The organism is Prevotella veroralis DSM 19559 = JCM 6290, from assembly GCF_000377625.1.
In the GTDB taxonomy this organism is placed as follows: domain Bacteria; phylum Bacteroidota; class Bacteroidia; order Bacteroidales; family Bacteroidaceae; genus Prevotella; species Prevotella veroralis.
This window is the reverse complement of sequence record NZ_KB898327.1, coordinates 1-24,928: the sequence shown is the minus strand read 5'-3', so window position 1 is coordinate 24,928 and position 24,928 is coordinate 1. Positions and strand designations below refer to the sequence as shown.

General features: G+C 41.2%; 20 protein-coding genes. 3 read left to right on the top strand and 17 right to left on the bottom strand.

What is annotated here, in order from left to right; translation table 11 throughout:
* Nucleotides 1-13: 13 nt before the first annotated feature.
* The 10 genes from D464_RS0103790 to D464_RS0103740 all read right to left on the bottom strand — a co-directional run bounded on the left by D464_RS0103790 (nucleotide 14) and on the right by D464_RS0103740 (nucleotide 15,457).
* Complete coding sequence (locus D464_RS0103790; RefSeq protein ID WP_024985934.1) at nucleotides 14-202, bottom strand: hypothetical protein; 189 nt, start codon at nucleotides 200-202, stop codon at nucleotides 14-16.
* A gap of 481 nt (nucleotides 203-683) precedes the next feature.
* Nucleotides 684-2,330: a fumarate hydratase gene (locus tag D464_RS0103785; protein ID WP_018910210.1), complete on the bottom strand. Its 1,647-nt coding sequence runs from the start codon at nucleotides 2,328-2,330 to the stop codon at nucleotides 684-686.
* 109 nt (nucleotides 2,331-2,439) lie between these two features.
* Complete coding sequence (locus D464_RS0103780) at nucleotides 2,440-5,370, bottom strand: M16 family metallopeptidase (protein ID WP_024985935.1); 2,931 nt, start codon at nucleotides 5,368-5,370, stop codon at nucleotides 2,440-2,442.
* A 37-nt stretch (nucleotides 5,371-5,407) separates the two neighbouring features.
* Nucleotides 5,408-7,261: a DUF4954 family protein gene (locus D464_RS0103775; protein WP_018910208.1), complete on the bottom strand. Its 1,854-nt coding sequence runs from the start codon at nucleotides 7,259-7,261 to the stop codon at nucleotides 5,408-5,410.
* Nucleotides 7,262-7,331: 70 nt separating this feature from the next.
* Complete coding sequence (gene hflX / locus D464_RS0103770; protein ID WP_018910207.1) at nucleotides 7,332-8,582, bottom strand: GTPase HflX; 1,251 nt, start codon at nucleotides 8,580-8,582, stop codon at nucleotides 7,332-7,334.
* Nucleotides 8,583-9,181: 599 nt separating this feature from the next.
* On the bottom strand, nucleotides 9,182-10,111 hold the full coding sequence (locus D464_RS0103760) for a DNA/RNA non-specific endonuclease (protein WP_018910205.1): 930 nt from the start codon (nucleotides 10,109-10,111) through the stop codon (nucleotides 9,182-9,184).
* A gap of 129 nt (nucleotides 10,112-10,240) precedes the next feature.
* Entirely contained in the window at nucleotides 10,241-10,492 is a 252-nt protein-coding gene (locus tag D464_RS0103755; RefSeq protein WP_004384468.1) for a type B 50S ribosomal protein L31, read from the bottom strand.
* A gap of 132 nt (nucleotides 10,493-10,624) precedes the next feature.
* Nucleotides 10,625-11,593, bottom strand: a complete 969-nt coding sequence (locus D464_RS0103750) for a choice-of-anchor J domain-containing protein (protein ID WP_018910204.1) — start codon at nucleotides 11,591-11,593, stop codon at nucleotides 10,625-10,627.
* Nucleotides 11,594-11,617: 24 nt separating this feature from the next.
* Complete coding sequence (locus D464_RS0103745; RefSeq protein ID WP_018910203.1) at nucleotides 11,618-12,856, bottom strand: DUF5689 domain-containing protein; 1,239 nt, start codon at nucleotides 12,854-12,856, stop codon at nucleotides 11,618-11,620.
* Nucleotides 12,857-12,877: 21 nt separating this feature from the next.
* Nucleotides 12,878-15,457 (bottom strand): TonB-dependent receptor, encoded by a 2,580-nt coding sequence (locus tag D464_RS0103740; RefSeq protein ID WP_018910202.1) that lies wholly within the window; start codon nucleotides 15,455-15,457, stop codon nucleotides 12,878-12,880.
* A gap of 210 nt (nucleotides 15,458-15,667) precedes the next feature.
* On the opposite strand from D464_RS0103740, the gene D464_RS0103735 reads away from it, so the two are divergent.
* The 3 genes from D464_RS0103735 (at nucleotide 15,668) to udk (ending at nucleotide 18,039) form a co-directional block, all read left to right on the top strand.
* The gene (locus D464_RS0103735; protein ID WP_018910201.1) at nucleotides 15,668-16,711 is read left to right on the top strand and encodes an endonuclease/exonuclease/phosphatase family protein; all 1,044 of its coding nucleotides are present in this window, start codon (nucleotides 15,668-15,670) and stop codon (nucleotides 16,709-16,711) included.
* Between the two features lie 76 nt (nucleotides 16,712-16,787).
* Nucleotides 16,788-17,375, top strand: coding sequence for a uracil-DNA glycosylase family protein (locus D464_RS0103730; RefSeq protein ID WP_018910200.1), 588 nt, complete (start codon nucleotides 16,788-16,790; stop codon nucleotides 17,373-17,375).
* Between the two features lie 37 nt (nucleotides 17,376-17,412).
* Nucleotides 17,413-18,039, top strand: coding sequence for a uridine kinase (udk, locus tag D464_RS0103725; protein WP_018910199.1), 627 nt, complete (start codon nucleotides 17,413-17,415; stop codon nucleotides 18,037-18,039).
* Between the two features lie 664 nt (nucleotides 18,040-18,703).
* Here udk and D464_RS0103720 read toward each other — a convergent pair.
* The 7 genes from D464_RS0103720 to D464_RS0103690 form a co-directional block, all read right to left on the bottom strand.
* Nucleotides 18,704-19,171, bottom strand: coding sequence for a nucleoside deaminase (locus D464_RS0103720; protein ID WP_004384476.1), 468 nt, complete (start codon nucleotides 19,169-19,171; stop codon nucleotides 18,704-18,706).
* 23 nt (nucleotides 19,172-19,194) lie between these two features.
* On the bottom strand, nucleotides 19,195-19,830 hold the full coding sequence (locus D464_RS0103715; RefSeq protein WP_018910198.1) for an HD domain-containing protein: 636 nt from the start codon (nucleotides 19,828-19,830) through the stop codon (nucleotides 19,195-19,197).
* Nucleotides 19,831-19,905: 75 nt separating this feature from the next.
* Complete coding sequence (menA, locus tag D464_RS0103710) at nucleotides 19,906-20,847, bottom strand: 1,4-dihydroxy-2-naphthoate octaprenyltransferase (protein WP_018910197.1); 942 nt, start codon at nucleotides 20,845-20,847, stop codon at nucleotides 19,906-19,908.
* A 36-nt stretch (nucleotides 20,848-20,883) separates the two neighbouring features.
* Nucleotides 20,884-23,280 carry a putative porin gene (locus D464_RS0103705; RefSeq protein WP_018910196.1) on the bottom strand — a complete coding sequence of 799 codons (2,397 nt, stop codon included), beginning with the start codon at nucleotides 23,278-23,280 and terminating at the stop codon, nucleotides 20,884-20,886.
* Complete coding sequence (locus tag D464_RS0103700; RefSeq protein ID WP_004384480.1) at nucleotides 23,280-23,510, bottom strand: hypothetical protein; 231 nt, start codon at nucleotides 23,508-23,510, stop codon at nucleotides 23,280-23,282. Before D464_RS0103700 ends, D464_RS0103705 begins: the two co-directional genes overlap by 1 nt.
* Nucleotides 23,511-23,566: 56 nt before the next feature.
* Nucleotides 23,567-24,490, bottom strand: a complete 924-nt coding sequence (locus D464_RS0103695; RefSeq protein WP_018910195.1) for a DUF4468 domain-containing protein — start codon at nucleotides 24,488-24,490, stop codon at nucleotides 23,567-23,569.
* 177 nt (nucleotides 24,491-24,667) lie between these two features.
* The coding region (locus D464_RS0103690; protein ID WP_018909992.1) for a transposase at nucleotides 24,668-24,928 on the bottom strand (261 nt) is incomplete at its 5' end.

Genomic DNA, 24,928 nt, shown 5'->3' with positions numbered 1-24,928 from the left:
TCTAGGAATAAACCTATTCAAACTCGTTCTCATCTCCGTCGTCTATGGTCTGCTCATTGTCCCAATCTTCTTCTGTAAATCCAGGACCGCTGGGCGTTGCTTTGATCTTAGGACTGGCACAGATCAAGTTTGCCGTCTCCATCTCGATAACCTTGCACCAAGGAGAGGCATAATGTTGTTTTCTTAATAGTTCTTTCTTCATTTTTATAATTGTTTGTTGAATTAAAAATGCCATAAATCAGCCCTTTTTTCAGCTGGAAAAAGGACATAAAAAAGCGAACAAAGGAAACTACTAAAAGTCCTTTGTTTACAGGGGTTACGGCACGCTTCGCGCGCGCGTATGCGAGAAGAAAAAATGTGTTATTGTACGCTAGGTGCGCATATATAGTGTGTGTGTGTGTGTGTGTGTTAGCAAATTATTTGGATTGACCAAAGATAAAGTGCAAAAAGATGCAAAGAATCGAATAATTCTTTGCAGTACGTCATTGCCTTGATATGTCATTGCTAATTCTTTCACGGCGGCAAAGGTAAGAAGAATAAATTAACTAGCCAAATAAAAACAAAAGAAAAAGCCTCACCCCCGCCCCCTCTCCGAACGGAGAGGGGAGTAGAAAGTACTGTTTGCTGGGGATAGAGACGGTAATTGTGTGATAAAGAGTTTTAGTTTTATGTACTCTTATTCTTTATTTATTGCAACTGCAACCAGTCCATGGCTTTAATTCCTTAAAGAAATCATGTCCCTTATCGTCGACAAGGATGAAAGCAGGGAAGTCTTCAACTGTAATCTTCCAGATAGCTTCCATACCAAGCTCTGGATATTCTACGCACTCAATGCTCTTAATGCTACTTTGAGAAAGGACAGCTGCTACACCACCAATCGTACCGAGATAGAATCCACCATGCTTCTTACATGCATCGGTAACAACTTGCGTACGATTACCTTTCGCCAACATAACGAGTGAGCCACCATGACTCTGGAACTCATCTACGTATGGATCCATTCGGTTAGCTGTTGTTGGTCCCATTGAACCACAAGGATAACCTGCAGGTGTCTTAGCAGGACCAGCATAGAAGATTGGGTGATCCTTGAAGTACTGAGGTAAGTCTTCACCTGTATCTAAACGAGCCTTCAACTTAGCATGTGCTATGTCGCGTGCTACGATGATAGTTCCCTTTAGATTGACGCGTGTAGATACAGGATACTTTGTTAATTCCGCACGTACAGCATCGATACCCTTATCAAGATCAATCTCAATGCCCTTTGCGCCCTCTCCTGGCTTGCGATACTCCTCTGGTATTAACTCACTTGGATTAGTATCCATCTTCTCTAACCAGATACCATCTTTGTTAATCTTAGCCTTGATGTTGCGGTCAGCAGAACAGCTTACGCCCATACCTATGGGGCAACTTGCACCATGGCGTGGCAAGCGGATGACACGGACATCATGTGCTAGGTACTTACCACCGAACTGCGCACCAAGCCCGATCTTGTGTGCCTCGTCTAGGAGTTTAGCTTCTAGGTCGATGTCACGGAAAGCACGACCTGTCTCATCACCTGTAGTTGGTAGATTATCATAGTACTTAATACTACCGAGTTTAACTGTCAGTAGATTCTTCTCAGCAGATGTTCCACCAATAACAAAGCAGATGTGGTAAGGAGGACAAGCAGCAGTACCTAGGCTCTTCATCTTCTCTACGAGGAATGGAATCAACGTTCCCTCGTTTTGGATGGTAGCCTTTGTCATTGGGTAGAAGTAGGTCTTATTAGCAGAACCACCACCTTTGGCAACCATTACAAATCGATATTCTGCACCTTCAACAGCCTCGATATCAATTTGTGCAGGGAGGTTACACTTTGTGTTTACTTCATCATACATGTTAAGAGGAGCGTTCTGTGAGTAACGAAGGTTCTCCTCTGTGAAAGTATTGAATACACCACGTGAGAGCGCTTCCTCATCCTCGAAACCAGTCCAAACTTGCTGTCCCTTTTCACCATGAATGATAGCCGTACCCGTATCCTGACAGAAAGGTAATACACCCTTAACTGCCGTCTCAGCATTGCGGAGGAATTGGAGAGCAACATACTTATCGTTCTCTGAAGCCTCTGGGTCAGTTAGAATCTTCGCAACTTGCTCATTGTGCGCACGACGGAGCGTAAACTCACAATCGTGGAAAGCTTCTTGTGCTAGGAGCGTCAACGCTTCTTTACTTACTTTAAGGATCTCTTTACCTTCAAACTCACCTACACTAATTCCCTCTTTAGAGATTAGTCTGTACTCGGTGTCATCCTTGCCCAATTGAAACATTGGTGCATATTTGAATTCTGCCATAATGTTTTGTTTTCCCGCTGTGCCTGTGTTGTATAAGGCACAGCGGCGTTTTCTATTTGTTTGTTATTATGTTTTTGTATGTTTCTTGTTTATTCGCTTTTACCTTGTTCTAATATCCGAAGATTTCTTCTGTAGTAACCTTCTTGATAGGTGCAATCTTCTCAAGCCCCTTCATATCAAGCTCTTTCTCATCACCAAGAATGATGTACTTAAACGGTTTATTAGCTACATACTTCTTCTCAAAGTCGATTACATCTTTCAGTTGTAGTGCTGGAAGAGCTTTGTAAATAACTTCGCCTAACGAGGTATCAAGTCCTAATCGTTGTGCAGCAAGGTAAGAGGTGAGGATAGAGTACTTTGTGGTACGTGCAGACGCCAAGCTCTTCATCAAACTTTGTTTTGCTAGATCGAAACCTGCTTGACGCACTGGCATCTCATCAAGGAGCTTGTTAAACTCGTGTACACAATCCATCATCTTATCGTTCTGTGTAATAATATAGGTGTAGAAACTCTCCTTATCACCTAAACGATAAGGTGTATCATATTGTGCATAGGCAGAGTAAGCAAGTCCACGTGCTTCGCGCAACTCTTGGAAGACGATAGCATTCATGCTACCACCGAAGTATTCGTTGAAGAGAGCAATGATTGGGGCACGTTCAGGTGTCCAATCTTGATTCTCGTTATGAAGCTGTACCATATAGATATTCTTTGCCTCATACGGAGCAATAATCACCTCATTCTTTGGTGTTGTCTGTTCTACGTAACGTTTAGCAGCAGGAACTTCTGCAAACTTCTTAGGTGATTGAATGGTTTTACTAACAAGTTCATCAATAGCCTTTAGACTTGATGGTCCATAGTAGAGAACTGTCTGCTTATAGTTCTTCAACCCTTTCAACATATTTAGTAGTTCTTGTGGATTCATTGCTCTAAGAGCTTGTTCACTAAGAACATTACGGGTTGGGTTGTATTCTCCATACGTTGCATAGTTTCTCAGAGCAGCAAAGTTCTGTTGCTGATTAGCTTTATTATCACTGCGTGATTTCAAAACCTGTTCAACATAGAGGTTATAAGCCTGCCTATCCACCTTTGCATTATTAAGTAAATCGTTTAATAATGCAAGAGCTTGTGGCATATTTGAGTTCAGACCATTGAGTGTGATATATGTACGGTCATTCCTTTCAGAGATCCTATAGTCGCATGCTAGCTTATAGAACTGTTGCTTTATCTGCTCGTTTGTGAGCTTATTAGTTCCAAGATACTCAAGATATTCAGCTGCATAAGCGAGCTTTGGATCGTGTTCGTCACCGAAAGGAAGAACAAAGCACAGCGTGAAGAGATCGTTAGATGTGTCCTGCTTATAAAGGATAGGCAAGCCCTTCTTTGTTGTCGCCTTTGTCAGGTCACGCTTATAATCAACGAACTGAGGTTGAATAGGAGTTGCCTTTGTGTTTACAATCTCTTCCAAGAACGCACTATGCTTATCGTTGTTAGTAGGGATAGGAGTGATGGCTGGTTTTTCCACCTTTTTAATAGTAGTGTCATTGCCTTGCTCTTTGTAAACACACGCAAAGTCATTACCAAAGAAGCGGTTAGCAAACCTAACGATGTCAGTCTTTGTTAGTTTAGATATACGACTAATCTTTTCTACTTCCTGTTTCCAGTTCTTGTGGTTGATGAATGCATCAACAAACTGCTTTGCTCGGAACTGATTGTTATCGAGCTGTGTGTAATAATGTCTTTTATAGTTATTGATGATCGAAGGAAGTAAATCGTCAGAGAATTGTCCTTTCTTTAACTTCTCAATCTCATCTAATGCCAAACTACGAACTTCTGGTAATGTTTGTCCTTTCTTAGATTGACCATAGAGATAGAATACAGAGTAATCGTTCATATCAGCAACACCAGCACCGACCTCTTGTACCTTCATCTTTTGATTGAGGTCTAAGTCGAATAAACCTGCTTTGCCATTCGATAGTAACTCTCCAATTACTTCTAGGGTATCAATCTGTTGAGAGTTACTAGCGTCAGCACGCCAACCCATGAAGAACATAGGAGCTTCCTTACCTATAACAGTTGTGTCGATAGGCGCTGTGATTGCATGTTGAGCAGCATATTGTGGTACATCTATATGTGCACTTGGCTTCCAATTACCGAAATACTTATCAATAGTTGCCACTGTCTCGTCTGGATTCAAGTCGCCAGATAAACAGATAGCAATATTGTTAGGAACATAATACTTGTGGAAGTAATTCTTAATATTGACAATTGAAGGGTTCTTTAAGTGCTCTCCAAGTCCAATCGTTGTTTGTGTTCCATAAGGATGTGTAGGGAACAACTTTGCAAACAAAGCTGCATACATCTTGCGCCAGTCACTTGCCAGTCCAATGTTATACTCCTCGTACACAGCTTCAAGCTCTGTGTGGAAACCACGAATTACCATGTTCTGGAATCTGTCACCTTCTATCTTTGCCCATGTGTCAATCTCATTTGAAGGGATATTCTCAACATAACAAGTGACATCGTTCGATGTGTAGGCATTTGTCCCAGAACTTCCAATAGCAGTCATCATCTTATCGTACTCGTTAGGAATATTATAACGAGCAGCTAGTTGAGAGATGGAATCAATCTGATGATACCACTTCTTGCGTGCTACTGGGTCAGTGATGTGACGATATTGTTCGAATCGTGCTTCAATAGAATCTAGATAAGGACGTTCTGCTTCGGCGTTGGATGTGCCGAAGTGGGTAGTACCTTTGAACATAAGGTGTTCCAGGTAGTGAGCCAAACCAGTTGTCTCCTTTGGGTCATTACGTGACCCCGTTCGAACGGCAATGTAAGTTTGCACACGTGGCTTCTCCTTGTTTACTGATAAGTAAATCTTCAGTCCGTTTTTCAGCGTATAGATACGCGTTTGCATGGGGTCATTTGGCACACTCTCGTAGTTGTAACGTTGTGCATGTCCCACAAGGGTTGTTAGTAGAAGCATTGCTCCCACACAAATCCCCTTCATGTAGATTTGATTAAGGAAATACTTTCTCATACCATAATAGTTTAGTTGTTGAATATAAGGTTGGTTATCAATTCTCAAAGTCAATCTCATGATCAAGGCTATTGACGAAAGACTCAAATACTTCTGGCTCCACATCGCCCATATCAAACTCCTTTTGAGCATCTTTCCTAATTTCGGCAATCCATGCACGACGTGCTTCCACGTAATCCTTCTTGATACGTTCATCGTCTTCTGCAGTAATCTCCTTGATTCCATAATATTCAAGAATCATGCGATAAGTCCATGCCCATTGATATACTCGATAGTTCTCGTTGATTTCCGTAAAGCGTTCAATAACATCTTGTATGGTTTCAAGCGTACCATCCTTAATATCACTGATAAGGCGCATCTCTTCTGATTCAGGAAGTAATAAGCCTGATAAGTCATTCCATTTACCTGTACCGACTCCAGTCTCTGGTTTACCAAAGAAGCCCCACTTATGTGCACGCTTGAGCACTGCACCCATGTAGATGCGCAAGGCTATATCGTAGTATTTGATACCCTTACGCAGGCTGGAAGCATTGATGGTGTATTCGTGATAGTTGTATGCTGATACGTTATCACCACTCGCTTGACGCAGACTTTCCAATATCTTCTTTCCTCTTAATATCTCACCAACAGAGAAAGGTGACAGCCAATCGAAGTTGACAATACTCTTCTGTGACTGTTGCGGACGCATATCACGTTTAGGCCACTTGCGTATGTCACGATAAAGTCCTACTGTTGTTATGTTACGACCAGGCACAAGGAACATCTTGTCGGCCTCTGCAATAAGATAAGAGAAGGGAAGAGCTGTTGTGTTAGGGTGGTGCATTAATTTACCAAAGCATACAGAGAATGTTCCTATCGTAGCTGGCATTAACAGGTAGCTACCACTGGCATTCTTCGTACCACGTTCCAATATTCCCCAGTGCATTGGTCCCATCTTATACGCATGGTTAGAGAAGTTGGTTCCTGAACCTGCATTATAGAAGGAGAACATACCACCGATGAGTAGTGAGCTCTTGTGATGCGATGCGCAGAAAGGACCGCAGAAGGCAGCACAAGCCTCGCCGTTTGCCATGAATGAATTAGCAAAGAACACACTTTGTGAGGCGGTGAAACCATTAGTTATCTGGCAAGCCTCACCAACGAAACAATCTTGCATCTTTACGCTATTCACAATACTTGATCCATCTGATATAATCGAGTTCTCACAGATGACACCAGTACCAATGAATACACTAGCATTCTCTGAACTAAGTATTGTGCAATCACTCAATCGGCTAGCACCTGATATCTCGCAATCATCTTGGATAACCGTGTTTGTTATCTCACGTGTATTGATGATCTTCACGTTATTACCGATGGTACCGCGGTCAGGGTTGGTGCGTGCTATCTCTTCAGAGACAAGCCTGCGTATTGCATTCTTGAGATCTTTATCATTGAAATGCTTGACCATGAATGCCGCAAACTGACTGTTCAAGTCATGGAATAGTATCACGTTTCCATCACCAACCTCATTGAGCACAGCAATTAGATTACCCTCTCCGTAGGTTGCCCCCTCCGTGGTCTCCATAACTGAAACATTGGAGATAAGGCAGCCATCACCTATGGTGTAATTGTTAATATAGTTCCCGATCTTCTCAATCAGACAGTTGTCGCCAACGGTGACATTACGTAAGGTGGCATCGTTGATACCCGAGTGCTTAACGAAGTTCTTTGCTATTTCAATATCCTTTTGGCATTTGCCTAAACGGATATTACCATAGAACATTACACGATGGAAGAACTTTGCTTGAAAGTCTTCCTCTGCGACCTTCACACGAGTCCAATCCTCTGCCCAGCAGCTATTCTTCTCTAGTATGTCTATCTCTTCAGGTGTTAGGGAACGATATTGCATATCTTTTTCTTTTAGTTGTTGTTGTTAGCCTGCCTTATTAGCCCAATTAGCCTTATTAGCCCAATAATATTTATTCTTCTTCGATGTTATAAAGGAAGTCATTGTAGGGATACTTCTGCACATGCAACTCACGCACTTTTTTGTAAAGCACTTCCTTGAACTCATCAATGTTCTCCTTCTTCTTTGCAGAAATGAATAAACACTGATCATGCTCCTTAGCCATCCATGTCTTCTTAAGCTCATCTAAGGTAATGTTCTCCTTAGTTGCCGGCGTGAGATCGTCCTCTTCCTTTTCTATCCAGTGATAGTTATCAATCTTATTGAAGATAATCATAGAGGGCTTATCAGCACATCCTAGTTCGGTGAGCGTTTGATTTACAACCTGTATCTGCTCTTCGAAATCAGGGTGAGAAATATCCACAACATGTAAAAGTAAGTCAGCCTCTCTCACCTCGTCAAGCGTCGATTTAAACGAATCAACCAAGTCTGTGGGGAGTTTGCGGATGAATCCAACGGTATCAGCAAGCAAGAAGGGAAGATTCTCTACAACCACTTTACGCACGGTTGTGTCTAAGGTAGCAAAGAGCTTATTCTCGGCAAACACCTCACTCTTGGCGAGCAGATTCATAGTGGTTGACTTGCCCACATTCGTATAACCGACTAGTGCTACACGAATCAGACGCCCGCGGTTCTTACGTTGGGTTGTCTTCTGTTTATCTATTTCGACTAGTCGCTGCTTTAAGAGAGACATTCGCTGAAGGATGATACGGCGGTCCATCTCCAACTGAGTCTCACCAGGACCACGCAAACCTACTGATCCCTTACCACCGCCAGAGCCAGAGCCGCCACCCTGACGCTCCAAGTGTGTCCATAGACGTTGTAGGCGAGGTAACATATAACGATATTGTGCCAATTCAACCTGTGTCTTCGCATTAGCAGTTTGCGCACGCATAGCGAAGATATCGAGAATAAGTGAGGTGCGGTCTAGAATCTTTACGCCGAGTTCCTGCTCTATATTGCGCATTTGCTTGGCTGATAGCTCGTCGTCAAAGATAACCATACCAATTGGCTCTTCATCGTCCTCTTTCTGCTTGATATATTCTTTGATTTCTTCGAGCTTACCCTTACCAACGTAAGTAACAGCACTCGGACCATTCACTCTCTGTGTGAATCGTTTAACGGTAACAGCGCCTGCGGTATCAGCAAGGAACTCTAGCTCGTCAAGATACTCCTTCGTCTTGGTTTCGTCTTGCTCCTTTGTGATGAGTCCCACTAATATAGCAGTCTCTGTTTTTACTTCAGATATGATAAATTCTTTCATTCAGTATTCTTCTCTTATAATATTGGTAGTGTGCGTAATAGCATAGCTTTGGCTAGCTTTCTCTTACACCTCTTGCTACATGGCAAAGGTACTTATAAATTCTGAAAAATACTAATCATAGCCTCCGTTTTTATGTCCTTTAAGAATCAAGATAATAATGTTTCTGATCTTAAGGGATATTGCTTCGTAAAAACATCATACTGTCTCCGCATCATTTATACCTAACATAATAACATCTTGAACCCTGTTCGCGCTCTTTGTCTAATAGGTTTCCGCATTCTTTCTCCCTTGCCTTCTGTTCCTTTTCCATGCGTCTTGCATCTTTTTTATGCGCATCTTTTATTAGTTTCATCGTGATGAAACCAGTGTCTCATCATGATGAAACGAGTGTCTCTTCACGATGAAATTTGTGTCTCATCACGATGAAACTAACTTTATCTGCGTGTGTAAATGATGCGCAACACGTCAGAAAGAAATGGGGAACGGGTGATAAATAATGCTGGAACAGGTGGTAAACGAATTCGCAAACGGGTGAGAATGTTTGGGCAGACCTGTTATTAAACAGGTCTGTAAAGTCCGTTCTCTTGAGCAGGAAGTACCTATCGTATGTTCCAGAGGTTTATGATTTGCGCCTTTGATAGGCTTTCTACCTTTCGCTCAATGTCGTCTGGTAGATTGCAGAAGAAGTCTATACCGGTGAGTTGCTCAAGCTCATTGATATTGACAACATAAGGTTTAAGCGACCTGTCAGAATTACTTTTGTGCTCAAACCAGAAGCCGATAGCCTTGTATTCCCACTTATCTTGTCCGTACACCTTATACTTCATCAGGGCAGCTGAGAAGAAGTATTTAGGGACGATGAAATTACTTCTAATCGTCATGAATTGTCCTGCCTTATCAATCGTACCACCACGACAGATGAAGAGTGTATCTTTTGAGATTTTGGCAGCAGTGATATATGTTCTCATCTTGCTTTCCATCGTCTCCCAAACGCCAGCATTGAAGCCATGAACTTGAGGTTGCATGTTGCTAAGATAGAATGTCTGGTCGTTCGATTCCCTTGAGTATCTCCTATCTTCCGAGGGGCATAGATGTCCATGATCGTAGCCTGAACCGCGATAAGGATCGTAAGTAAAGAAGGCATTAGCAGGGAAGAGTGGGTCAAAGGGATACTGATTCGGATCGGTGTATGGCTTCCTGGGTACGTTCTTCTCAACGTTTCTCGCATAAATCTCATAACAGGTCCATCTGTTCGACTTCTTTATAATGTCCCATTCCACGCTATAGTTTATCTCTCCAGTGTTAAGTTTATGTGTGAGAATAGTGCTGCTTCCGCCCTTTAGCCTTGGAAATTCAAGGCGATGTGTTGCTGGTCGAATATCCTTTAAGTTTGAGTTTGCGTTATTAACGACAGCTTTTGCTTTGCCAGTACCATTGGAGTTGCTATCGTCCTTGCTGCATGAAGAGAAAGTAGATAGAGCCAGCAATGAGAGAAAGAATGTACTTGTGCTTAATAATATCCTGTTCATTATCTTGTGTTAGGAGGGTAAAATAAGTTAGAAAAGATGATTGTCTCAAATGCAAAAGTGCGAGCAAACGTATATGCAACTACGTTTGTTCGCACTTTATATGTCTTTAAATCGAAAGATATTTATCGATTACTTCTTCAACTTACCGTAACGGCTCATGAAGCGGTCTACGCGACCTGCTGTATCGACAAGTTTGCTCTTACCAGTATAGAATGGGTGAGAGGTACTTGAGATTTCGACTTTTACCACTGGGTAAGTTTCGCCTTCAAACTCTACTGTATCTGTAGTCTTGCATGTAGATCTTGAAAGGAACATATCGCCGTTGGACATATCTTTGAATACGACGGGGCGATAGTTTTCTGGATGAATACCTTGTTTCATTTTGTTATTATCTAATTGTTAATAATGTGTCTTGTCTTTGTCTTCCTCCTAAATAAGCTCTGGGAGTCAATACTCAACAGGGTGCAAAATTACGAATAATTCTGCACCCTGCCAAATATTTCATATTGTTTTTTACTTCACCTCTACGTCCTTGATCTCCCATGAACCAGCCTTTGTTGCTGTGCTGGTGTAGAGGAATCCGATGTAAACGGTTGATTGACCAGTATAAGCTGTGAGATCACATGTAGCATCGATAAACTTCCAGTCAGCTCCTGTTGGATAAGCTGAAACGGATAGATCATGCCATGTTGTACCATCAGTAGAGACTTGTACCTTGAACTCATTGGCTGCGTTGGCAAAGAAACGAGCTGCATGCTTGAATGAAAGTGTAGCAGTTGTCTTACCTGCAAGACTGAATTTAGGAGAAACAAGACGGCTTTGAGCAGCGTAGTTGTGTGAACTCTTAAATGCAGAAGCCTTCATGTATTTGTTTGTAGCATCGTACATCCAAACGAAAGTGAGGTCTGAAGGCAGGTTGATATTATTGATTGTGAAATTGTCTTCACCTGTTGCAAATTTTGCAGTAAGGACTGCTGTTGATGGTTGTGGAGTAGTAGAACTACCGATGGTGATAATCCTACTACCCTTTTCCATCTCCATAACTTTTTGTCCTTGTTTATTGGTGTATTCTTTGAGATTACCCTTAACAACTACAGTCTGACCAACTTGTAAGTCAGTCTTAGCTGCAAAGTCTGCACCATTTACACCTTTACCAGAGAAAATCTGAAGCGTCTTGTCTGTACCATTATCAGAGATATAATAAGTAAGGCTCTTATGGTTCTGATCATAGTAAGTTATGGCAGAGATGATACCCTTTACGTAGGCCTCACCATTAGAGGTTTGTCCTGCCTGTATCTTTTGCACAGCTTCTGCAACCGTCCAGGCGGTAGCCTCTGTGTTGAGGTCGGTCTTCGGTTGTGGGGTAGGTGTAACATTATCATTATCGAACGTCATGTTATATGGCGAAGGTACATCCTCGCAACTGGTGAAAACTGTGGCAGAGATAGCTAATGCCATCATTGAATAAATAATCTTTTTCATCTTGTGTATTGTTACTTTTGCTTGTTAATTAATTGAGATAATCTTACTACGTTGGTCAACCTCAGGTGTACCATTATAGTCTTTCAACTTACCGAGGATAACAACAGTCTTACCAACAGTAAGCTGTGAGGCTGTTGCTGTGGTGAATTTAGCACCATTCAACCAATAGCCACGGAATACCATAAGGTGATTGCTGGTTGTGCCGTCATTTGATATGTAATATTCGGCATTACCATAAGTGCCTGTATCAACACTGTTGACTAAAGATATCTTACCTTTTATATAGTACTCTGTTGCATCGGCATGACCAGAAGCAATGTAAGCTAAGGCACGGGTTACATCAATAGGATTAGCAAGAGTGCCATCACCAGTACCAGGAAGTCCTGCAAATGGATCAACTCTTTCTGCTGGTTTAATATCATCCAAAGAGCGAATGATAATTTCCCACTGGTTGTTGAAACGCTTGATGATACCTGTGATATCCACCTTACCTGTTGGAACTTTAGCGTTTGCAAAGTCGGCAAAGTTACTATTATATACAATTACCTTTTTTCCGTCCTGCTCATTCAATGTCCAGCTTACGCTACCCGCACCACCATTTGCATCAGCGAAGGTGTCTTTTACCTTTGCGTTGTTGCTACTCTTGAAGCTAACGTTACGGATTACACCGAGCTTACCTCCGTCTGTATCAAGGTTCCATGTTGTAGGTGTTGAACCTGTTGCAAAGAGGGTAGGCTCAACTTTATGTCCTGTTGAAAGAATCTTGTAGTGTTGATCCCAAGCGGCACGACTAATTCGTCCAATGACATCTGCACCTGTTGCATTCTTCGATGGTACACCGATTTGAGCCTGTTTACCATAGTTACCGACATAAAGATCCTTCAAGCTAACCAATATCTCTGTACCAACAGGTAGTGAACCATAGAGTCCACCCTGTGCTACACCAACAATGATAGCACCTGTTGCATCTTGCAAGGCTAGTTCTTGATAGATATTGCCTTGTACATCAGAGCTAGTAACAATCGCCTTAATCTTTACATCATTATCAACTTTTGCAAAGCTGCGACCATCACGATAGTCGGTAGCAATGTAAGTTGCAAAGTTATTCTTCAGCTGTGCAATAGTAATGACATTCGTCTCTGTCAGTTCGTTATTACCATAAGGAGCTGGTGCATTCTCGTCTGGGTCAGTATATCCATCGTTCATGCAAGATGCGAAGAGAGCGCATACAGCTGCCATCATTAAATACTTAAATCTTACCATAATCGTTTCTGTCCTTTAGTTTTAGAATTTATATGCGACGTTCAGCATACCATTGATACCATTTACATAATATTTCTTTGGGTTGCGATAGAAGTCGTAAGCACGTGTTGTTGCAGCACCAGTTGCTCTATTGATAGTATAGTTACTGCGGCTCTGCTCATAGCCACCACTAACAATCTTCTGATTGTTGAGGAGGTTCGTAATCATCAAGTTGATAGACAAACTTCCATGTGGCAAATAGAGACTCTTTCCAATGGAAGCATCCAACATGAATCCCCCTTTGCCCTCACTTTGTGCGTATGGTGTATAGTTTCCGTCGGCATCCATACCACCGAGTGCGGTACCCATTGTGCGTAGAGTATTACCATAACGCAAACTTGGAGCGTATGAGAGATAGATGCGATCGTAGTAGTTGCCACTTAAGTCGATGAACCAACCTGCTTTGTGGAAGCTAAGGATTCCGCTATAAATACTCAGAGGAGTGTTTGCCTCATGCATCCCCTTGTTGTAAACAACATCCTTATTATATGTACTCTTGGTTGAGTTCATGTAGATAACATCAGCGTTGTTGATGTTCTTACCCTCACTCCATGTACCAAGAGCCTTGAAGTTTAGGAAGCTAGTAAGTTTGAAATCGAGTCCTAACTCAATACCATAATAGTTTTTCTTCATGTTTGTCATGCTAACATAAGTAAATGAGTTAGCATCATCGAAGTAGAAGTTCTGCCATTCAGTTACGTGTGTCATGTGGTTGTAATAACCGCTAAGGTTAGCATGTAACCAACTGCCAGAGTACTGATAACTCAATTCGCTGGAGAAGATCCGCTCGTTGTGAAGGTTGAGAATGAAGTCGTTGTTCATCTCTGGTGATGCAAAAGCACTGCTTGCACTAGGTGCGCGGTGTTCGTAACCTAAGCCTAAAGAAAGAGCATTACCACCACCGAGGGTAAGAGTAGCACTTGTCTTCAAACCACCATAAACGAAGTCTGCATGCTTGCTCTTACCGTATGAGTTATCTGCAAACATACCATTGCGCATGTGACCATTACGATACATGTTATCATAGCCTAATCTACCAGCTACCATGTAATTTAACTTCCCAATGGTTTCGTTGTAACTAGCCCATAGTTGACCACGACGTACGTTGATGTTATAGTCATAACCGAACTTATCACCTTCATAAACAAGATTTCCCAAGCCTCTTGTACCCATTGTGTTGAGGTCATATTGTATGCGCGGATCATTAGCAGCGTATGTTCCGATAGCGTAAGTATTTACGTTATGGAAGCTTTTAGCACCTAATAAATCTTCCATTGTCTGATAATGACGCGCGAAGTTCTGACCAAGTGCGAAGCCAACATTAAGAACCTTATTCTTACCAATATGGTTGGTAAGAGTTGAAGAGAGTGTTGTTGTTAGGTTGTCAATGTGCTTTGCTTGTAGATAATAGAGCGCATCTTGTCCATTAGCAGCGGCTTGCCTATTAGCATAGTAAAGACGATCCCATTGAATCTGGCGATTCTCCTTGTTGCCCCACCATGCAACAGCAGTCTTCCAATCAGCGTATGCCTGTGATGTACGATAGCGTACATCGCTCTCATTCCATACGTCAAAGTAACTACTTGGAAGGTTCTTCCAATAATCTGGCTGTGGATTATCACTATTGTTGTAATTCAACTTTGTACTCTTATACATTGAGTACTTAGCGAAGAGACTTGTTGTGAGTTTCATCTTCTTATTGATATCCCAATCCCAAGTAAGGATTGCAGAAGGTGCGAAATCGTTTACAACACGGCTGTTACGCTTGCGCCCTTCTTGATAACCCCAATAAGGATTATACTGATAATCATTAGCAAGCCAATATGCCTCATCAGTACTTGCGCCTTGAGAAGCACGCTCGGTTGGATTACCCCATGTAGATAATGCTAATGAATGACCATTGTTCCATTTCTTCTGAACGCCGAAGAAATAAGATAATGAGTTATAGAATGTGCCTTCAACATAACCACGATTTGCCCAACGATAAGCAATACTTGCTGCGATAGCCCAGCCTTTGGCATTGAATCCAGAAGCATAGTTGTACATACCACGGAGGGTGTAATTGCGGTTAGCACCAGAAAGAGTGATACGATGACCAGCAGCCATAGAACCTGCACGGAAGTCATAATTGTTGCTTCCTGCTAATCCTGTCATTGAGAAATTATTATTCTCAAAAGGTAGAGCGAAGTCAACGTTGCGTGTTTGTTGGTTGATACCGCCAACCATAGAATAGCGGAACTGCCCACTTTCCATGTCATTCATCGGTGCTCCATTGATGTAGATGTCGTTGTACTTCTGGTTCAATGCACGATAACGAAAGCGCATTGGAGAGTAAAGAAAGCCTACTTGAGAAGCATAAACATTACTATTTGAGTTAAGAATCGTGACATTGTCATTCATGTCATTGTCTTCACCAAGTTGTGCTTCGGTGAATGTAAACGCCGATTCGTCCATAGCGTTGGCTGTTTGTTCCTGTTGGTTCGTTTCCGTTTTAGTGTTTTGTGCCACCATAATAGAAGAACTACAAAGGGCTAAAACAGCTATTGTCAGCTTTTTCTGCATAGTTGATTACATTAATATATGTTATACTTTGAGTGCAAAGTAACGAAATAAATTTTAAAAAGAAAAGGTTTTTTGATTGATTTTTCGGCAATTATGCCTAAATGTCGGATTATTTAGCGACATTTGCAAAAGTAAATACTCCATCATCCATTAGTTGGTTCATAGATGGGATTATGCACTACTGATAATAAACAACAACATTTAATGAGAATGAGAAAGTTACTATTCGCTCTTATTTGTACCCTTTTGGTTGGTACATCAGCTTCTGCTCAGAAGAAGTTTTCTGTTTATGCCGTTGGTTTTTATAATCAAGAGAATCTGTTTGATTGCACCCATGATGAGGGAAAGAACGATTATGATTTCACTCCGAATGGTAGTTATCATTGGAATGAGATGAAATATAGCCATAAGTTGCATAACATGTCAACAGTATTGGCAGAGATGGGAACGGATGTTCTACCGAATGTTGGCTGTGCGGTGGTTGGTTTAGCTGAGGTTGAGAATAATCATGTCATGCGTGATCTAGTAGCCCAGCCTGCTTTGGCTGCTCGTGGTTATAAGTTTGTGCATATAGAAGGTCCTGATCATCGTGGCATTGATTGCGCTTTAATCTACAACCCTAATCTTTTTACTATTCGCAACACAAAGTTAGTTCCATACGTTTATGATCTTCCGCAGGACAGTACACGTGCAACTCGTGGATTCCTTACTGTTAGTGGAACCTTAGCTGGTGAACATTTGACGGTTGTCGTTTGTCACCTTCCTAGTCGTGGGGCTGCTTCTTATTATCGAGAATTAGGTGCGAAGCAGGTGAAAGCTTTGAAAGATTCATTACTTCTTGATGATCCACAGGTAAAAGTATTGGTAATGGGTGATATGAATGATGATCCAACGAATAAGAGTATCCATGAGTGTCTATCTGCGAAAGCTGAAATTAATGAGGTAGGTGCTGATGATATGTATAATCCATGGTACAATCTCTTAGTAAAGGAGGGAACAGGAACGTTGCAATATCAAGGTAAATGGAATCTCTTTGATCAGATTATTATGACGCCTAATCTATTAAATAAGGATGGTAAAAAGGATTTCTCTCAGTTGAAATTCTGGAAGAATCAGATCTTCCGTCGGGATTATCTCTTCCAGGAAACTGGTAAATATAAGGGAAATACAAAGCGTACTACGGCTGGTGGCGTTTGGTTGGATGGTTATTCTGATCACTTGCCAGTGGTGACTTATTTTGTTAAGCAGCAGTAGTTGTAGAGGGTTATTAGGCTAATAAGGCTAATAGGGCTAATAAGGCAAATTAGTCTAATTTGATAATAATAAGACAATGGAAATAGAAACTCATCCTTTTGAGCCATGGTTACCGAGTAATGCGAAGTTATTATTGTTAGGAACTTTCCCACCAGCCCCAAAGCGGTGGTGTATGGAATGGTATTATCCTAATTACACAAATGATATGTGGCGCATATTTGGTTATATATTCTTTGGTGATAAGCAGTATTTTGTAGATGAGGAAAACAAAACTTATAAGTTAGAACTACTGAAAGCCTTTCTGAAAGAGAAAGGAATTGCTATCTTCGATACCGCATTACGCATCCGAAGAACGACTGGAACTGCGGCTGATAAGGACTTGGAGATCGTAGAACCAGCCGACCTTGATAATATGCTTCGAGTCCTTCCAGAGTGTAAAGCTGTATTGGCAGCAGGACAATTAGCAACAAAGGTATTTACAGATCATTATCAAATAGATGCTCGTAAGATGAAGATGGGCGACTATAAGGAGTTTTCATTCGAAGGGCGAACCCTCAAACTCTATCGCGAACCCAGTAGTAGTCGCGCCTATCCGATGAAGGTCGAGAAGAAATCTGAATATTATGTACAGATGTTGAAGGACATAGGATTATTCAATGAATGATTGTCCGATAATAAAAAAGGAAATAAAATCAAAAAAGATGAAAGATAAGATTACAATCATTGGCATTGCTGGTGGTACAGGTTCTGGAAAAACCACCGTAGTGAAGAAAATTGTTGAGAGTCTTCCTCCTCATTACGTGGCAGTTGTTCCATTGGATTCCTATTATAATGATACGACGGGACTTACCGATGAGGAGCGAAAAGCTATCAATTTTGACCATCCTGATGCCTTCGATTGGAAGTTACTGATAAAGCAAGTGAACGATTTGCGTGAAGGAAAAGCCATTGAGCAGCCTACCTATAGCTACATTCTCAGCAATCGTTTACCCGAAACTATCCACGTAGAGCCGAAACCTGTCATTATTGTTGAGGGGATTATGGCATTGAGCAATAAGCGATTGAGGGATATGATGGATCTAAAGATATTTGTAGATTGTGATTCTGATGAGCGTCTTATCCGTAATATTCAGCGTGATACAATCGATCGTGGGCGTACTGTTTCCATGGTTGTTGAGCGTTATTTGGAGGTTTTGAAGCCTATGCACGAGCAGTTTATCGAGCCAACAAAGCGTTATGCTAATCTGATTATTCCGCAAGGTGGTGAGAATGTGAAGGGAATCAACATCCTTTGCAGGTATATTGAAGGGTTGATGCCAAAGAAATAAATTGATAAAGATGTGCTTCGGAAGGCACATCTTTTTATTTTTGTAGCCTTAGCAGATGAATTAAAGAGGTGTAGAGAGTTTTATTTGTGCGGACAGACGAGGGCGTCTGTCCCTACATTAAGGAGGATTGTTAGCTTCTTTAATTTGTAATAGAATATTGCTAATTCCGAGCTTGTAATTGCGTTATTTTCGACGAGTATAAGAGTTGTACTCAAATATGCGAATTATGAGAACTTTTTTGTATGTTTATGTAAGGTGTTGAGAATCAATGTTTTATAGAAATCAAGCCTACTATTTACTCATAAGTATTATACTTTTTTAGCAAAATGTACCTACATTTTCATAAAAACGGAGGTACATTTTACCAAAAACGGAGGTACATTTCACTAAAAACGGAGGTACGTTTTACCAAAAACGAAGGTACGTTTTACCAAAAACGGAGGTACATTTCACCAAAAACGGAGGTACGTTTTACCAAAAACGTATATACGTTTCTATTTTAAGGGATATTTCTTCGATTTAAAATGCTAGATTGAAAATTTCGTTTGTAAAGTATATTCCAATAAAATGGAGGTTATGAACAGTCTGTCATAACCTCCTTTTCTATCTTTTTGCCTATCTCTTTCTGATGAGATAGACCTATCGAAATCTTCGGAATAGTATTTTAATATTCAATTTTATCCGTCTTTTTATTCCAAATTCGGAATGCCTCGAGCCCTTCCTCACGCATCAAAATCTCTGAAGGCTTCTTGCGATATTGTGGTTTTACTTCTATCTCTTGATAGATAAAATCGTCATCAAAACCTATATCTGCAGCATCTTTTCGGTCATTTGCATAGTAGATCTTATCCAAATGTGCCCAATAAATTGCGCCGAGGCACATAGGACATGGTTCGCAGGAGGTGTAAATCTCGCACCCTGTGAGGTCGAAAGTGCCCAATTTCTCGCATGCTTTTCTGATAGCCGTTACTTCAGCATGTGCCGTTGGATCATTATAAATCGTGACACCGTTGCTTCCTTCTGCAATAATCTCACCTTTACGTGCGATGATAGCACCGAAGGGACCACCGCCATTGCGCACACTTTCGATGGAAAGCTCTATAGCCTTCCGCATTAATTCTTCTTTCGTCATTGTTTGATTTAGCTTATTGTTATTTAATCTTTTGCTAATATTCGTGGATAAAGTCGATTGAAAACATCGCGTAACATGGTTTCGTTTTCAATCGTCTTACGTATTATTTCCAGATTTTTGGCATTCGGTGATACAGGAATCCATAGTTTGAGATAGCCCGTCCGACTATACTTCTCCTTCATGTGATTGCGGAATCGTTCCCACATTTGTTCCTCATTCTTCTCAGGATAATTCTCAATTCCGTAGAGAATGGCACGTGAAAATACGATTTCTGGCTCAAGATCACGGTCGGCTTCAGCCACAATTTTCCCGTAAATGCTCCTCGGCGTGCGTGAACAACTGGCACGATGATCCTCAACCGCCTCTTTCATTATCTTTAATTGCTCGGGTGAAAACCACTTTTTGAGCCTTCCATCTGCCATAAGAATCTTGCCGCTTGTGATGTGATGGATAGCACGAGGTCCCTCCATTCCTAGGTCGTGATAGGCAGCAATGACATACACCATGTTGACATCGGCGCCTGTTGCGGCGGCTAATGCTAATGAGTTTTTGATAACTCGCTGCACATGTCCGAGTCCATGACTCCTTCCAAACGCATTATAACGGGGTAGAATCTGCTGTTCTACAAATGTCATTATTTCGAGATTGGGCTGTTGCATGGGAATTGTTTGTATTTAAAAAAATGAAGAAATGGGGTGAGATTGAGGGGGAATGGCTATGGGGCTGATGCAATATTATGAAATAAGCACCACGATTGTGGTTAGTATTCCATAGATTAGGATATTCCGAGCCGTGAGAGCCAGCACCTTATTTAGTTCCCGCCCTTGCTTGATTTGCACCATATACCGCTGTGTTTTGGTGTGCAAGAGGATATAAGGAATATAGATAATCAGTGGAATTACATAGGCTTTCCACCCATTGTTGTCGGAGCTGAAGCGTCCTTGTATTGTGAAAATGATAGCGAGTAAACCTAAAAAGTTATAGAGTTTTTCCGCTTTCTTTGCTCCGATTCTCACAATTAGAGTCATCTTTCCGCTCTTCTTGTCGTTATCTCTATCCCGATAGTTATTGACGATTAGGAGCGTATCAATAACCAATCCGCAAGCAATGCTTGTCATAATTACCTCAGGATAAACGCCTTGTAACGTGGATGGAAGGATAACGTAAGTGGTAAAGGTGACAGGAATGATACCGAAAAATACCAATACAAGTACATCACCCAAGCCTAGATAGGAAAAAAAGGTGGTGTATAAGAAGGCGAAAAGTACGCAGGCTGCACCAACAAGTACCATTTGCCATCCGCCATAAAATACGAGAGGAAGCCCAACGAGACTAGCGAGTAGAGAGGTAACGACCAATCCTTTGCGCATAGCTGGCAATGTGATCCATCCTTCCGTACAGGCACGTTTAGGACCAAGACGCGTCTCTTTTTCATCACTTCCCTTTACGCAATCGAAATAATCATTGATGAAATTAGAGTCAATCTGCATTAAAAAGGCAAAAAGGAAACAGAGTAGGGCGGGGAGGAAACGGAAGTTTTCAGCTCCACCAATCTTCCAAGCCCATGCTGTTCCTATCATTACAGGGACAATAGCACCCGTCAAAGTCTTTGGACGAGCTGCTAGAATCCATGCAGATAGACTATTAGTTTTTATATTGTCACGTTCTGAAATCATTTATTATAATGATGGTAAAGTCCCGATGAGGTTTGTTTAGTTAAAGAAGTTCCAACTAATACCGAATTTTAGAATACGTGGATTCAATGGATAATGCGGTGTGAAAAGATAATTTCCACCATTTCCCTCATTGAGATGCGTGAACATTATGTAGAAACGTGTGTGTTGTAATTGGAAGTTAGCATAAGCATCTAAGAGTGGATAATTACCAATCTTAGTCTTACTTGCAGCCGTTTCCTGTATTCCGAACGTTCCCATTCCTGGAATATATTCTGGAGCATAATAGCTTGTGAAGTAGCGCATATCAACACCTAAGTCACATTTTAGCACACGTGCAATCTTGAATCGGATGAACAGATTACTATAAGCATTGAAAGTTGGTACTGGAAAAATGTCTTCCTTGCTTGACTTTTGCAATGTCAGTACATTCTGCCAGTTGAGTATGCCTAGTTGAAAGTCCTGTTGCAGTTGTAAGGTAAGCAAACTAATAGGACTACTTGCTTGTCTAACATTCACATTGTTGTGTTGTACGAGATAGTTGTCCCCACTTCTAACACGATCATTCTGAAGTCCGAAGTAGGTGTAGTTCTTTAAAACATCATAGCCAACACGTACCTTTGTGCGTGTACGTTGTAGTGACAATTCGCCTAATATGTGTGAATGAATCTGTTGATCAAGGTTGTTATTCCACCAATAATGCTTGCCATAGAACTGCTCCATATAGAAAGAAGGAGCCGAACGATGCAAGAAAGCCGTAGCCGCTAATTGTATCGTATCGCCGAATAAGGGGAATCCAACGTCTGCGTGACCGTCAAGATGGAATTGTCCGGCACGAGTTCCTACCAGCCATGCCTCCGCACTGATGTCGTAATGGAGTGTCTTTCCTTGCGCCTTGAGGAGTTGTCCTCCTACAGAAATGTCATGTTGATTCCATTTCTGTGAGCCATTGATGAAAGCCGTGGCAGGCGGAGTAGCTGCTGTTATTGCAGGTAATTCATAATGTCTTAACTCATAAGATACAAAAGCTTTCAATCCTGCCTTTGCCCATTTATTGAATCCTTCAAGCAATGCTACTGCAAATGTATTCTTAAAGGACCAATGCTTTGTTCGGTCGTAAATAGAATCATTTGCAGTTGTTCCATAGCTAAAGTAATTCTGTGCATAGTAATCTGTTGGAGTATCATAAGCCTGATAGATGCGTCGATAATTATCGAATCTAGCTGTATGAATAAAACTCGTCACAGGGACATATTCTTCCTTCATCCATTGAGAAGTAGAGTCTTTTACTGCCTTATCGGCCTTATCTAATCTTGCCATCTGGGCGGAATCTTCTAGGTTTACCACCTCACGATTTCCCATTTTAAGACTATCAGCTTTATGATTAACCTGTGCAACATCGCCTGCAATGACAGCATTATCAGGGCGTCCAGAGGAACGTTGTTCCTTGTCGTATGCTTCCTCATCAAAGGTATCACCATTTGCTTTTGCTATTCGGCGCGCCTTTTCCTTCGCTTTTGCCTCTGCTTGAGCTTGTTGTGATTTGAGGGCAAACTTCTTTGCCTTAATCTCTTCCTCAGTCATTGGTATCTTGCGGAAGAATCCCAGACTATAGCGATGGTTGAAGAAGATATGCTGGTTATCATTTCTATTCCAGTTTTGTTTTAGGACTGTAGGGATTTCATCCTCATTGTATGAATCATTGAAAGACTCTGGATGAGTGATATAGGCATCGTTTGTGATACCACCATTCTCAGTTACCTTCTGATGATTGAGAGAAAGGAGTAGATGAGCTTGATAACGTTCGCCTAAATAGCTTCCCCACATCGAATAATTGAAGTGGGAAGTACTTTGATTGCTATAATATCCACGACCATAGATGTAATCAAACTTGAATCCGAAACCCCATTCTTTGCCAGCATTAACAGCAAAGAGTGCCTTAAAACGATCTTCTCCGTTGGTTCTATTACCAGCGGTATTATAGGATAGAATAGTAATCGGGGAGAGGGTAGAGGTAAATTGAAAGTCCCCTGGTTGCACGATGAACATATCATACGGATCTACGAAGAAGAATTCCGAAGGCAGTTTTCTATCAATAAAGATTCTGTTTTGCCGTGGAGAACCGAGGTTCCCTAGTGTATTGTATTCGCCTCGAAGTCCTGTGCTTAGTCCTCTGTTCATGAACATATAAGATAAGGTATCAGGGATAGCAGGTTTGCGATCACCGAAACGTTCATCTATTGTCCATACCTTCATGCCACGTGGAATCTCCTTATGCTGGCTTTGGATAGAATCGGAACGACCCAAATTGCGGTCTTTTCGGTATCCATCTGCAGCAAATGTGCCATCGTCTATGGGGCGGTAGTCATTGTTCTGTGCCATTGCAACGATTGTTGAAGCAATGGAAAGAACAATTAATAATATGTATCTTCTCATTAACGGATAAAACGAAGTATGCATTCGATAATCTTAAAGACCATCGCAGCAAGGATAATGATAATACCTGTTGTGGTTGATTCGCTTAAAAAGTAAACTGCTACACCCACGATTGCACCAAGCATAAAGATAATGTTTAGTTTCTGGCGAATCGGTAAGAAGCGGTCTTTGGGTTCTTGTCTGTGTAAGCGATGGTCGGGTCTTCGTGCTGTACTATTTTGTATTTCCATTTGTTGGTTATTTGCTTGTTATTAATTAAAAGAGGAATAGCCGTGCTGTTAGCCTTTTATTGTAGGGCTTCACGGAATCCTTGGAAAATACCATCTTTACGGTTGATAGTAGCTTTGCGGAACTTACCAGATACAGGAAGGAGACGCGTCTGTTTCTTATTCATTGAATAGTGGTCAGTAATCCACTTCTCCGCTGTATAATTGGTTACATTTCCCTGAACATCATAACTATATGTGATTCTACTCATACTCAATGTCGCTAATCCATCCTTACATGTTGTTTGTAGCACATAGTTACATTGTGTATAGTCGAGGGATAGAAATGTAGAAGAAAAGATGAGTTTCTCTCGTATTGTGGCGATGATACTGTGCTCATTCTTATTCACCAATGCTACCTTACTACCTTCTAATTGGTTGCTTCCTTCTGTGAGTTTGGTTAGGTAAGCGTATGCCTTATCATATAATTCAGTTGCTGTTGCACCAGGAACATTAACATCTTCTGTCCATATAACTTGTCCATTTACTTCAGGAACAATGCCTGGTTGAAGATAAATATCATTTGTGTTCTTACTGTCTGCGACTTTATTATTTGCCTTTACTGCTGCTTTATCAGGAGTAGTAGGTACAACCCAAGCATTAGAATTATCCTCTTTCTTTGTTGTTGGATCAGTGGTTGTGCCCTCTTTCTTATTACTGTCCTTATTCGCTTCTTCTCTTATCTTCGCAGCCTCACGTGCTACTCGTTCGGTTTCTGCTTTTGTCTCAGCAATCTTTCGTTGTATGGCTTCAGCGTCTTTTTTTGCCTTCTCAGCTGCTTCAGACTTTGCTTTAGCCGCATTTTGTTTCGCCTTTTCTAAAGCTGCTTTCGCTTCTTCTAATTGGCGTTGTGCCTGTTCCAATTGCTGCTCTGGCGTAAGAGTTGTTTGTGCCATAGCCATCAAAGGAAGGCACATGAATAAGAATATTAGAGTCTTCTTCATATTTCTAAACTTTATCAAGTGTCAAAATGATAAGCAAAGATAAGGAATTATACTTATATAAGGGATGTTTATAAATACTTTTAACGTTTTCTTTCCTCATGCTATAATCTTTCTTTCATGTAAGTTCCCGATATTACAATTACCTTTCCTATATAACATAACGTGAGTTCGACGAATTCAGAACAATGCAAGCTGTGTGTCCATAGTCCTTTGTACATTATTAATACAAGGCTTCTTTGGAAACAGACAATAGGCGGCAATGGCTCCTAATAAGTTGACGATGAAATTGTCAAAGCATCTATGTCTGGAGTGCTCTACTTGTGCAATGTTCTTAAGTTCATCATTCACCGTTTCTATAATGGCTCTTTTTCTGAGTAAAAGTCTGTCTGAAACACTCATTAAACATCCTTTCATGTTACTTTTCAATTTGGTTATAAG

Excerpts from the sequence above, each read along its gene's own strand:
- D464_RS0103790 (WP_024985934.1), bottom strand. The coding sequence starts at position 202 with ATGAAGAAAGAACTATTAAGAAAACAACATTATGCCTCTCCTTGGTGC.
- D464_RS0103785 (WP_018910210.1), bottom strand. The coding sequence starts at position 2,330 with ATGGCAGAATTCAAATATGCACCAATGTTTCAATTGGGCAAGGATGAC.
- D464_RS0103780 (WP_024985935.1), bottom strand. The coding sequence starts at position 5,370 with ATGAGAAAGTATTTCCTTAATCAAATCTACATGAAGGGGATTTGTGTG.
- D464_RS0103775 (WP_018910208.1), bottom strand. The coding sequence starts at position 7,261 with ATGCAATATCGTTCCCTAACACCTGAAGAGATAGACATACTAGAGAAG.
- hflX (WP_018910207.1), bottom strand. The coding sequence starts at position 8,582 with ATGAAAGAATTTATCATATCTGAAGTAAAAACAGAGACTGCTATATTA.
- D464_RS0103760 (WP_018910205.1), bottom strand. The coding sequence starts at position 10,111 with ATGAACAGGATATTATTAAGCACAAGTACATTCTTTCTCTCATTGCTG.
- D464_RS0103755 (WP_004384468.1), bottom strand. The coding sequence starts at position 10,492 with ATGAAACAAGGTATTCATCCAGAAAACTATCGCCCCGTCGTATTCAAA.
- D464_RS0103750 (WP_018910204.1), bottom strand. The coding sequence starts at position 11,593 with ATGAAAAAGATTATTTATTCAATGATGGCATTAGCTATCTCTGCCACA.
- D464_RS0103745 (WP_018910203.1), bottom strand. The coding sequence starts at position 12,856 with ATGGTAAGATTTAAGTATTTAATGATGGCAGCTGTATGCGCTCTCTTC.
- D464_RS0103740 (WP_018910202.1), bottom strand. The coding sequence starts at position 15,457 with ATGCAGAAAAAGCTGACAATAGCTGTTTTAGCCCTTTGTAGTTCTTCT.
- D464_RS0103735 (WP_018910201.1), top strand. The coding sequence starts at position 15,668 with ATGAGAAAGTTACTATTCGCTCTTATTTGTACCCTTTTGGTTGGTACA.
- D464_RS0103730 (WP_018910200.1), top strand. The coding sequence starts at position 16,788 with ATGGAAATAGAAACTCATCCTTTTGAGCCATGGTTACCGAGTAATGCG.
- udk (WP_018910199.1), top strand. The coding sequence starts at position 17,413 with ATGAAAGATAAGATTACAATCATTGGCATTGCTGGTGGTACAGGTTCT.
- D464_RS0103720 (WP_004384476.1), bottom strand. The coding sequence starts at position 19,171 with ATGACGAAAGAAGAATTAATGCGGAAGGCTATAGAGCTTTCCATCGAA.
- D464_RS0103715 (WP_018910198.1), bottom strand. The coding sequence starts at position 19,830 with ATGCAACAGCCCAATCTCGAAATAATGACATTTGTAGAACAGCAGATT.
- menA (WP_018910197.1), bottom strand. The coding sequence starts at position 20,847 with ATGATTTCAGAACGTGACAATATAAAAACTAATAGTCTATCTGCATGG.
- D464_RS0103705 (WP_018910196.1), bottom strand. The coding sequence starts at position 23,280 with ATGAGAAGATACATATTATTAATTGTTCTTTCCATTGCTTCAACAATC.
- D464_RS0103700 (WP_004384480.1), bottom strand. The coding sequence starts at position 23,510 with ATGGAAATACAAAATAGTACAGCACGAAGACCCGACCATCGCTTACAC.
- D464_RS0103695 (WP_018910195.1), bottom strand. The coding sequence starts at position 24,490 with ATGAAGAAGACTCTAATATTCTTATTCATGTGCCTTCCTTTGATGGCT.